Origin of the sequence: Streptomyces sp. NPDC048106 (genome assembly GCF_040706415.1) — a bacterium.
Taxonomy (GTDB): Bacteria; Actinomycetota; Actinomycetes; order Streptomycetales; family Streptomycetaceae; genus Streptomyces.
Window position 1 is genome coordinate 67,532 of sequence record NZ_JBEZND010000007.1, and the last position, 11,050, is coordinate 78,581.

Consider the following 11,050-nt stretch of genomic DNA (forward strand, 5'->3'; position numbering starts at 1 on the left):
GTCACCCGCCCGGACCGGCCGCCCGGCGGATGGGGACTCAGCAGGCGCCCTCGTCCTGCCAGGGACCCCAGGTCGAGGCGCCGGGCACCTCGTTCTGAGTCCACCACTTCGCCTTCCAGTTGTGCGCGCCGTACGACACCTCGGACCCGCCCGTGTACGCGGTGGTCGCGTTCCACGCTGGCTTGCACGAGGTCGGCGTGGGAGTGGGAGTGGGCGTCGGGGTGGGCGTCGGCGTGCCGGTCGGCGGGGTGACGCCCGCGAACTTCACCGAGTACTTCGCGAAGTCCCAGTCGCTCTGCGGGACGCTCGAACAAGTCCCGGACGTGAGGCCCCCGTTGTCGGCCGGGCTGCACTGGCGGTCGCGGTTGAGCGACCAGAAGGTGAACCGGTCCATGTGGTGGCTGGTCGCGTAGTCCAGCACGGTCTGGAAGTCGCTCTGGCTGAAGATCTCGCCGGTGTCGCTGCGGCCGTTCATGCCCGAGAAGCCCTCGTGGGCGTAGGCGGTGGCCGCGTCCCAGCCGAAGGTGGATTGCAAGATCGAGTTGAAGTTCGTCAGCGCCGCGGTCTGGCTCGCCGCCCCGTTGAAGCCGCCGTCGAACGGCATGATGGAGAAGTTGTTCGGGGTGAACCCCTGCGACTTCGCCTCCAGCAGCATCTGCTTGCCGAACCAGCCGGTGCCGTCCGCCGTGCCGGCCGTCGTCACGGAGACGTACAGGCCCGGGTTGTTCTGCTGGAGGATCTTCGCGGCGCCGATCTCGTTCTTGATGGCCGCGGTGTTCTCGTACTCCGGCTCCTCCAGGTCGAAGTCGATGGCGCGCAGGTTGTACTTGGTGATCACCTGCTGGTACGCCGCCGCCGTGGACGCCGCGTCCGCGCAGGCCTGGCCGAGCTTGGTGCCGCCGTAGCCGCCGATGGAGACGGACACGTCGCCGCCCTTGCCGCGGATGGTGTCGATCATCGACTTGACGGCCGTGTCCGAGGAGACGGGCGCCGTCCCGCCCCAGGTGGGCGAGCAGCCGCCGCCGTTGGGGGCGAGCACGAAGGCCAGCTGGAACGCCTTGAGACCGGTGGCGTCCATGATGGCGGCCGGGTTCGGCGGGTCGTTGTCCAGCGGCATCAGATAGGGAGCGGCCGCGTACCAGCGGTTGCTCAGCGCGTCCTGGGGCGTGGCGCCCGAGGCGTCGGCCGCGAGCAGCGCGGTGGTGCCCGCGGCGGCGAGCGTGACGGCGGCCGCCGCGCTCAGACAGGCGTGAAGACGTCTCACTGCGTGCCTCCAGAGGGTGGGGATGAGCCCGGGTGGGGGAGAGGAGTCCCCACCCTCCGGGAGCTGTTGCGTCCACGTCAATAAGTTGGACTAGACCAACGCGCTCTTTGGACTAGACCATACGATCCCTTTACCGTTTGCCGACCGGCCCCATACCGAAGTCGCGGCCCGTCGGGTGTCTCAGCCGGCCTGCTTCCGCAACACGATCTGCGTCTGCGTCGTCTGCCCGACCAGCCGGTCCCGGTCGTCGCGCAGGTCCGTCTGCACCACGATGAGCGTGCCGCCGAGGTGCAGCGGTCGGGCCGTGGCGTGGACGTGGCCCGAGGTGACCGCCCGCAGGAAGTTGGTCTTCGACTCGACCGTGGAGGTGCCGGCGGCGCCCTCGGGCAGGTTGAGGTAGGCGCACACCGCGCCCACGCTGTCCGCCAGCGCCATCAACGCCCCGCCGTGCAGCGCGCCACCGGCCGTGCACGCGCCGGGCGTCCAGGCGAGCGAGCCCACGGTGCGCTCGGCGGTGGCCTCCCGCAGCTCGATGCCGAGGCCGGCCGCGAACGGCATGGTGGCCAGCAGCTCGGCGGGCTCGGAGAGGGACGTCATGGCGTACCGCCTTTCATGAGGGCCAGGTTGATCAGGCAGTCTGCCAGCCGGCGTCTTCTCCCGCGCCGAAAAGGGAAGTTCGACGCCATTGCGGGGGCGGGCCCGGGGTGGCGCGGGGAGGAGCGCTACGGACGCGGGTGAGCGAGGTTCGCGTCAAATGTTCACCAAGTGGTGGAGGGCTGCCTGTTGATGTGATCGGGTCTCCTGCGTCGGCAGAGTCGAATGCCTGTTCATGGAGGTCTGGTGTCCGAACCCACCCGTAGAAGACGGTGGTTCACCGTCTGCGCGATCACCGCGTCCGCCGCGCTGGTCGCGATCCCCTCGTCGTCCGCCGCCGGTCGCTCGGCGAGCCCCTTCGGCGCCCGCGCCCTCGACCAACTCGCCAAGGAGCGGACGCAGTCGGTGGGCGCCAGGACGCCGAACCTGGCCGGGGAGGACGACGACGGCGGCAACGAGGCGGACGAGATCGCCGAGGGCGCGGACCAGTACGCCGAGGCCCGCACCTCGCCCGGCATCGTCGCGCCTGGCGCCTACGGCGCCGCCTGGGGCGACCTCGGCAAGCTCAAGAGCACCGGCGGCAGTTGGCACAACATCACCGACCTGCCCTACGACTCGGACGACCCGCGCTACCGCGACTACGACTCCAACTCCAGCGGCGGTTCGGGCAATGTCACCGGCCGGATGGCCGCCGTCGCCGCCGACGACGACGGCTACGTCTACGCGGGCAGCGCGGGCGGCGGCGTGTGGCGCTCGGCCACCGGCGGCGGGAAGTGGCAGCCCATCAGCGACAAGCTGCCCTCCCAGTCCACCGGCTCCCTCGCGGTCGACGGGGCCGGCCGGCTGTGGCTGGGCACCGGCGAGGCCACCACCAACTCCGACGCCTACCTCGGCAGCGGCGTCTACGTCCTCGCCCACCCGCACCACGGCACCTTCTCCCAGCGCACCCGGGTCGGCGGCGACGAGCTGGAGAGCACCACCATCCACGAGCTGCGCTTCGGCGGCGGCAAGGTGTGGGCGGCCACCAGCGAGGGCGTGTGGAGCCACTCCACGAAGGACCTGAGCGCTCCCTGGAAGCTGGAGTTCGCGCCCAACCCGGACTACCTGCCGAACGGTCCCAAGGCCCACGACGCGGACGCGGCGTACAAGAACATCGCCAACGACATCGCCATCGACCCCGAGGACCCCTCGAAGGTGGTCCTCGCCGTCGGCTGGCGCAGCGGCGACGACTACAACGGCTTCTACACCAGGACCGGCGGCACCTGGACGCGGATCACCAGCGGTCTCGGTGACCTCCCGGCCGACCCGGACAACGTCGGCAACGTGACCTTCGCCCGGTCCGCCGACGGCTCCCGCTACTACGCCATCGACCAGTCGCCGGAGCAGCTCAACACCAACCCGGACAGCGGCCTGGAGGGCATCTACGTCTCCAAGTCCGGTTCGCCGTCCGGCCCCTGGACGAAGATCGCCGACTACCAGGGTCTGGCCGCCGACAACTCGGCGCTGGACTCCGACGGTTACATGCCCGGCGTGCAGGCCTGGTACAACCAGTTCCTCGCCGTCGACCCGGCGAACCCGGAGCACCTGTACGCCGGTCTGGAGGAGGTCTACGAGACCAAGGACGGCGGCAGCACCTGGTCCACCGTCGGCCCGTACTGGAACTTCACCTTCTCCTGCTGGAACATCGACCCCGCCAAGCAGACCGGTGACTGCAACCCGACCACCCACTCCGACCAGCACGGCGTCGCCATCGGCACCTACCACGGCAAGCCGTACGTCTACGTGGGCAACGACGGCGGCGTCTACAAGCGCCCGGTGAACGGCTCCCAGGACGCCGACGGCCACGCCACCGACTGGACCTCGCTGAACGACGGCACCATCGACACCCTGGAGTACTACTCCGTGGGCATCGGCAAGGACCTCGACAACGGGGGCGTCTCCGTCACCGGCGGTCTTCAGGACAACGGCCAGTCCATACTGCGCAGCAACGACAAGGTGATGGGCTCCAACTTCGGCGGTGACGGCGGCGACACCCTCACCGACCCGGCCAACGGCTGCAACATCGCCCAGGAGTACGTGTACCTCGCCATCCAGGTCACCCAGAACTGCGCGGTGAACGACGGCGGCTGGGTCGACGACCCGAGCAAGATCACGTCGTACTCCGTCGCCCCGCCCGACAACGCCACCGGCGAGGCCCGCTTCATCGCCCCGCTCGCGGCGGACCTGAAGGACAGCGACACCTGGGTCGCCGGCGGCCGTCACGTCTGGGTGCAGCACCACGGCTACGCGATCCGCAGCGGCTCCGAGTGGACCAGCGCCTACGACCTCGGTGAGGGCCGTACCGCCACCGCCGTCGCCGCCTCCGGGGGCAAGGTCTACGCCGCCTGGTGCGGCCCCTGCAACGACCAGGGCTTCGCCCGCGGCATCTCCGTCGGCAACGCGGACGGCACCGGCTGGCACGACATCAACCTGCCCGTGGACGGCACGGTGCCCAACCGCTACCTCAGCGGCTTCGCCGTCGACCCGGCCGACGCCGACCACGTCTACCTGACGGTCAACGGCTTCTCCCGGCAGTGGACCGAGGGCCCCGGCGCCGGCATCGGCCACGTGTTCGAGTCCACCGACGGCGGCACCACCTGGAAGGACGTCTCCGGCAACCTGCCCGACGTGCCCACCAACGCCGCGCTGGTGACCGCGAACGGCGGCCTCGCCGTCGGCACCGACCTCGGCGTCGTCTACCGGGCGCCGGGTGGCACCACCTGGAAGCGCGTCGGCGACCTGCCGGCCGTCGCCGTGCTCCAGCTGAAGACCAGCCCCGACGGCGGCACGCTCTACGCCGCCACGCACGGCCGGGGCATCTACACCATCCAGGTCGGCAAGCTGCGCTGACCGGGACCGGGGGAGGGGCGGCCGTACGGTCCCCCCTCCCCTCGGGCTATGCGGAGGGCCCTACGACGCTCCGCAGTGCCACTCCCGAGGACGGCGCCGGCGTGAGACAGGCCCCCGTGGCCCGTGTCCACCAGTCGGCGCCGTCCTCGACGTAGCGCAGCAGGATGCCCTCGCGGATCGCCCAGGGGCAGACCACGGCCCGGCGCAGCCCCATCAGCTTCAGGGCCGTGTGCCCGACGACGGCACCGGCCAGGCTCTGGGCGGCGCGCGGCGCGGAGATGCCGGGTAACTGGGCGCGCTCGTCGGCGGGCAGGGCGGACAGGGTGCGCACCGCCTCCCGGAGGTCCCGGCGCAGCAGCGCGCGCGGCTCGAACGGGCCGAACCGTCCGGGCGCGGCCCCGCACAGCCGGGCCAACTGCTGGAACGTGCGCGAGCTGACGGCCGCGGTGCGCGGCGACTCCCACCGTATCCGCGCCGCCACGTCCCGCAGTTCGTGCCGGATCCGGCGGCGCAGTTCCTTCAACTCACCCGCGCCGGGCGGGTCCTGGACGTCCAGGTACTCACGGGTCAGCCGGTTCGCGCCCAGCGGCAGCGAGGCCGCGAAGTCGGGCAGCCGCCCCCGCCCGAAGGCCACCTCCAGCGAGCCGCCGCCGATGTCGAGCAGCGCGAGCGGGCCCGCGCGCCAGCCGAGCCAGCGGCGGGCCGCCAGGAACGTCAGCTCGGCCTCGGTCTCACCCGGCAGGGTGCACATCCGGATCCCGGTCCCGGACGTCACCCGTTCCAGCACCTCCGCGCGGTTCGGAGCACTCCGCACCACCGCGGTGGCGAACGCCAGCGGGCCCGCGGCGTTCCACCGCAGCGCCGTGTCGCCCGCCTCGGCCACCGCCTTGACCAGCCGCTCCACCGCCTCCTCGGCGATGGTGCCGTCCGCACCGACCTGTTCGGACAGTCGCAGCTTCCACTTGACGGTGTGCACCGGCAGCGGAACACCCCCCTCCACATCCGCGATCACCAGTCGGACCGTGTTCGACCCCGCGTCCACCACACTCACACGCATGGCCGGGTGCGTACCCACTCCACCCGCCGGAACGCCTGCGCACGAGGGGCGGCCGTACGCACTTAACGCCCCGGCGGGTGCCGCCCGGAGCACGCCCGGCACCGGCCGGCGCGCACCGGCCGCGCGTCCGCCCCTCACCGCGGACACCCCCGCCGAGGTCACGTCGTAACCGAGGGTGAACTCCTTCGTGCTGCGGGCGAGTTGCACGTAGGCTGCTCGCATGACGATCATCAACGGGGAATCCGACGCCCGGCTGGCCGTGACCGCGGCGAAGGCGGGTGCCGCCGTCGTGCGCGATCTGTACGGCGGCCGGCTCGCCCGCTACGAGAAGACCGCGGGCGACTTCGCGACCGAGGCGGACCTCGCCGCCGAGCGGGCCATCCTGGACGTGCTGGGCGCCGCCCGCCCGGACGACGCCGTCACCGGCGAGGAGGGCGGCAGCACCGGCTCCGCCGAGGCCCGGCGCCGCTGGCTGGTCGACCCCCTGTGCGGCACCCTCAACTACGCGGTGCGGTCCATGCTCGTCGGGGTCAACGTCGCGCTGCGGGTGGACGGCGAGACCACCGCGGCGGCCACGGCCGACCCGTTCAGCGGCGAGGTCTTCTGGACCGACGGCACCCGGGCCCGGCTGAGCGCCGAGCACGGCGACGAGGAACTGGTCCCGTCCGCCGCCTGCGCGCTGGTGGACGTCAATCTCGACCCGCCTTTCGTCAACGCCTCCGGGTTCCGGGCGGCCCTGCTGCTGGCCGACCCCGACTTCGCCGAGTGGTTCCGGCCCCGGGTGATCTCCAGCACCCTCGCCCTCGCGTGGGTCGCCGCCGGGCGCCGCGCCGCGTACGTCACCGACGGCGACATGCGCGACAGCGTGCACTTCACCGCCGGTATCGCCCTGTGCCAGGCCGCGGGCTGCACGGTGACCGGCCTGGACGGCGAGCCGGTGTACACGGGCAGCAGCGGACTGATCGCCGCGGCCGACCCCGGGACCCACGCCGCGCTCCTCGCCATGATCAAGCGGCAGGCGTGAAAAGGGGCTTGACGGTACGTCGATAAGAACCCCCGCCGAAACGTTCGACTCCCGAAGGCTTGTGCACCGCACGGCTCACCACTTAAATCAAAACATGAACTAAGTAGTGAGCAAGCGCGTTGATCCCACAGTCTTCAGGGAGCCGCACCATGAGATTCAGATCCGCGGGTGTCGCGCTGGCCGCCCTGGCCGCGCTGATCACCCTGCCCCTCGGCCACGGCCGGGCCGCGGCGGCCGAAACCCCGTTGTCCCAGGGGAAGACGGCCACCGCCTCGTCCGAGGAGAACAACGGCACCACCGCGGCGGACGCCGTCGACGGCGACACCGGGACCCGCTGGTCCTCCGCCGCCACCGACAGCCAGTGGCTCCAGGTAGACCTGGGCGCCACCGCCTCCGTCACCCGCGTCGTCCTCGACTGGGAGGCCGCGTACGCGACGGACTACAAGGTCCAGATCTCCCAGGACGCCACCAACTGGACCGATCTGAAGTCCGTCACCGGGTCGGACGGCGGGACCGACACCCTCGACGTGTCCGGTCAGGGCCGCTACGTCCGCATGCTCGGCGTGCACCGCGCCACCCAATGGGGCTACTCCCTCTGGGAGTTCCAGGTGTACGGCAGCACGGGCACCGCGCAGCCGGCCTGCGGCACGGCCAACGCCGCCCAGGGCAGGCCCGCCACCGCCTCCTCCACCGAGAACGCCGGCACCCCCGCCTCCGCCGCCTTCGACGGCGACACCGCCACCCGCTGGTCCAGCCAGGCCGCCGACCCGCAGTGGATCCAGGTAGACCTCGGCTCCGTGCAGGACCTGTGCAAGGTGGACCTGAACTGGGAGACCGCCTACGGCAATGCCTTCCAGATCCAGTCCTCCACCGACGGACAGAACTGGAGCACGCTCAAGAGCGTCACCGGCGCCACCGGCGGCACCGCGTCGTACGACGTCAGCGGCTCCGGCCGGTACGTGCGCGTCTACGGCACCGCTCGCGGCACCGTCTACGGCTACTCCCTGTGGGAGGTCGCGGTGCACACCGGCACCACCGGCACCCCGCCCGTGCAGGGCGGCGGCGACCTCGGGCCGAACGTCATCGTCGTCGACCCCTCCACGCCGAACCTCCAGCAGAAGTTCGACAGCGTCTTCGCCCAGCAGGAATCCGCCCAGTTCGGCACCGGCCGCTACCAGTTCCTGCTCAAGCCCGGCACCTACAACAACATCAACGCCCAGATCGGCTTCTACACCTCGATCTCCGGGCTCGGCCTCAACCCCGACGACACCCAGATCAACGGTGACGTCACCGTGGACGCGGGCTGGTTCAACGGCAACGCCACCCAGAACTTCTGGCGTTCGGCCGAGAACCTCGCCATCAAGCCGTCCAACGGCGACGACCGCTGGGCCGTCGCCCAGGCCGCGCCCTTCCGCCGCATCCACGTCGAGGGCGGCCTCAACCTCGCCCCGAACGGCTACGGTTGGGCCTCCGGCGGCTACATCGCCGACTCGAAGATCGACGGCACCGTCGGCCCGTACTCCCAGCAGCAGTGGTACACCCGCGACAGCTCGGTCGGCGGCTGGACCAACGGCGTGTGGAACATGACCTTCTCCGGCGTGCAGGGCGCGCCCGCCACCAACTTCGACAGCGGCCCGTACACCACGCTGGACAACACGCCCGTCTCCCGCGAGAAGCCGTTCCTGTACCTGGACGGCTCCACCTACAAGGTGTTCGTCCCGTCCAAGCGCACGAACGCCCGCGGTGTCTCCTGGCCCAACACGCCGGGCACCTCCCTCCCGCTCGACCAGTTCTACGTCGTCAAGCCGGGTGCGACCGCGGCCACCATCAACGCGGCCCTCGCCCAGGGCCTCAACCTCCTGTTCACCCCGGGCGTCTACCACCTCGACCGGACCATCGACGTCACCCGCGCCAACACCGTCGTCCTCGGTCTCGGGCTCGCCACCCTGGTCCCGGACAACGGCATCGACGCCATGCACGTCGCCGACGTCGACGGCGTCAGGCTGGCCGGCCTGCTGATCGACGCCGGATCCGTCAACTCCGACACCCTCCTGCGCATCGGCGACCCCGGATCCGCCGCCGACCACTCCGCGAACCCCACCACCGTGCAGGACGTGTTCTTCCGCATCGGCGGCGCCGGACCCGGCCTCGCCACCAACTCGCTGGTGGTCAACAGCGACGACACGGTCATCGACCACACCTGGATCTGGCGCGCCGACCACGGCAGCGGCGTCGGCTGGACCACCAACCGCGCGGACTACGGCCTGCGCGTCAACGGCGACGACGTCCTCGCCACCGGACTGTTCGTCGAACACTTCAACAAGTACGACGTCTACTGGAGCGGAGAGCGCGGCCGGACCATCTTCTTCCAGAACGAGAAGGCCTACGACGTCCCGAACGCCGCCGCCGTCACCCACGACGGCATCGTCGGCTACGCGGCCTACAAGGTCGACGACTCGGTCACCACGCACGAGGCCTGGGGCCTGGGCAGCTACTGCAACTTCACCGCCGACCCCTCGATCGTGCAGGCCCACGGCTTCCAGGTGCCCACGGGCTCCGGCATCAAGCTGCACGACCTGCTGGTGATCTCCCTCGGCGGCATGGGCCAGTACGCCCACGTCGTCAACAACACCGGGGCGGCCACCTCGGGGACCAGCACCGTTCCCTCCAAGGTGACGTCCTTCCCGTGACCCCACCGACGGCGCTCCGGCCTCCCCGGCCGGAGCGCCGCCGCGGGTTTGCGCGGCGCGCCCGGTGCAACCCGTCGGGTACGGCACCCAGCGGCACAGGAGGACGGGCATGGACCACTCACGCGCACCCGTACTGGAATCCATCAAGGAGTTCCGGCGCCGGGGAGACGTGGTGTTCGGCCCACCGGGACACAAACAGGGACGCGGCACCGACCCCCGGGTCGCCGACGTACTCGGCCTGGACGTCTTCCGCTCCGACGTGCTCACCCTGAACGGCCTCGACGACCGCCGGGAGTCCCAGGGCGTGCTGGAACAGGCCCAGGAGCTGATGGCGGACGCCGTCGGCGCCGACCACGCCTTCTTCTCCACCTGCGGCAGCTCCCTGTCGGTGAAGACCGCGATGCTGTCGGTCGCGGGACCGGGGGAGAAGCTGCTGCTGTCCCGCAACGCGCACAAGTCGGTCATCGCCGCGGTGATCATCAACGGCGTGGAGCCGGTCTGGGTCCACCCGAAGTTCGACACCGAGCGCCACCTGGCCCATCCGCCCGAGCCCGACGACGTGCGGCGCCGGCTGCGCGAGCACCCCGACGCCAAGGGCATGCTGCTGATCACGCCCACCGACTGGGGCACCTGCGCCGACATCCGCGGGGTGGCCGACGTCTGCCACACCCTGGACGTGCCGCTCATCGTGGACGAGGCATGGGGCGCCCATCTGCCCTTCCACCCCGGTCTGCCGGCCTGGGGCATGGACGCCGGCGCCGACCTCGTGGTCACCAGCGTCCACAAGATGGGCGGCGCCATCGAACAGAGCTCCGTCTTCCATCTCCAGGGCGACCGCGTCGCCCCCGACGTGCTCAAACAGCGCGAGGACCTGCTCGGCACCACCAGCGCCTCCTCCCTGGTGTACGGCGCCCTGGACGGATGGCGGCGCCAGATGGCCGAGCGGGGCCGGGAACTGATGGACGCCGCCCTGCACCGCGCCGAACGGATCCGCGCCGTGCTGCGCGAGCTGCCGGGGCGCCACCGAATGGCTACGAGCCCACTGCCACGTCGACATGGGCGGCTCCGACAGCTGCCGGATCAACGCCTCCATCACGCACGCCGACGACGACGAGACCGAGAAGGTCCTCGTGGAGTCGCTGCGCTCCCTGGTCGAGCGCGCCGGCTCGATCGAACGGCGGCCCCCGGTGCACCTGCCCGAGCCCGCCGTACTCGAACTGGAGCAGGCGATGCTGCCCCGTACGGCCTTCTTCGGGCCCGCCGAACAGGTGCCCGCCGAACGCGCCGCCGGACGCGTCGCCGCCGAGATGATCAGCCCCTATCCGCCCGGAGTGCCGGTCGTGGCACCCGGCGAGGTCATCACCGAGGACGTGCTGGACTACCTGCGCAGCGGCGTCGCGCACGGCTTCCTGATCGCGGACGCGGCGGACCCCTCCCTCGCGTCCCTGCGGGTCGTCGCCCGCGACTGACGCCCCGGGCCGCACCCTGACCGCCCCCGGACTCGTACGACCCGGCAGGCCCGGGTACGCCTG

The 11,050-nt window shown here is 71.3% G+C and carries 6 protein-coding genes and 1 pseudogene; 4 read left to right on the top strand and 3 right to left on the bottom strand.

All coding sequences use genetic code 11. The annotated features are described in order from the left end of the window. Positions 1 to 37: 37 nt before the first annotated feature. Complete coding sequence (locus AB0927_RS09505) at positions 38 to 1,264, bottom strand: carbohydrate-binding protein (protein ID WP_366666959.1); 1,227 nt, start codon at positions 1,262 to 1,264, stop codon at positions 38 to 40. Positions 1,265 to 1,444: 180 nt separating this feature from the next. Next, complete coding sequence (locus AB0927_RS09510) at positions 1,445 to 1,861, bottom strand: PaaI family thioesterase (RefSeq protein WP_366666960.1); 417 nt, start codon at positions 1,859 to 1,861, stop codon at positions 1,445 to 1,447. Between the two features lie 243 nt (positions 1,862 to 2,104). Between AB0927_RS09510 and AB0927_RS09515 the strand changes: the two genes are divergently transcribed. Next, entirely contained in the window at positions 2,105 to 4,747 is a 2,643-nt protein-coding gene (locus AB0927_RS09515; protein WP_366666961.1) for a glycosyl hydrolase, read from the top strand. A 46-nt stretch (positions 4,748 to 4,793) separates the two neighbouring features. On the opposite strand, the gene AB0927_RS09520 is transcribed toward AB0927_RS09515, so the two are convergent. Continuing rightward, on the bottom strand, positions 4,794 to 5,804 hold the full coding sequence (locus tag AB0927_RS09520; RefSeq protein ID WP_366666962.1) for a Ppx/GppA family phosphatase: 1,011 nt from the start codon (positions 5,802 to 5,804) through the stop codon (positions 4,794 to 4,796). Between the two features lie 220 nt (positions 5,805 to 6,024). Between AB0927_RS09520 and AB0927_RS09525 the strand changes: the two genes are divergently transcribed. From AB0927_RS09525 to AB0927_RS09535, 3 genes and pseudogenes are all read left to right on the top strand, one after another. Then, on the top strand, positions 6,025 to 6,828 hold the full coding sequence (locus AB0927_RS09525) for an inositol monophosphatase (RefSeq protein ID WP_366666963.1): 804 nt from the start codon (positions 6,025 to 6,027) through the stop codon (positions 6,826 to 6,828). A gap of 149 nt (positions 6,829 to 6,977) precedes the next feature. Next, positions 6,978 to 9,518, top strand: coding sequence for a discoidin domain-containing protein (locus AB0927_RS09530; RefSeq protein ID WP_366666964.1), 2,541 nt, complete (start codon positions 6,978 to 6,980; stop codon positions 9,516 to 9,518). A 109-nt stretch (positions 9,519 to 9,627) separates the two neighbouring features. Then, positions 9,628 to 10,987, top strand: a pseudogene (locus tag AB0927_RS09535) (ornithine decarboxylase). Positions 10,988 to 11,050 lie beyond the last annotated feature (63 nt).

Excerpts from the sequence above, each read along its gene's own strand:
- AB0927_RS09510 (WP_366666960.1), bottom strand. The coding sequence starts at position 1,861 with ATGACGTCCCTCTCCGAGCCCGCCGAGCTGCTGGCCACCATGCCGTTC.
- AB0927_RS09530 (WP_366666964.1), top strand. The coding sequence starts at position 6,978 with ATGAGATTCAGATCCGCGGGTGTCGCGCTGGCCGCCCTGGCCGCGCTG.
- AB0927_RS09525 (WP_366666963.1), top strand. The coding sequence starts at position 6,025 with ATGACGATCATCAACGGGGAATCCGACGCCCGGCTGGCCGTGACCGCG.
- AB0927_RS09520 (WP_366666962.1), bottom strand. The coding sequence starts at position 5,804 with ATGCGTGTGAGTGTGGTGGACGCGGGGTCGAACACGGTCCGACTGGTG.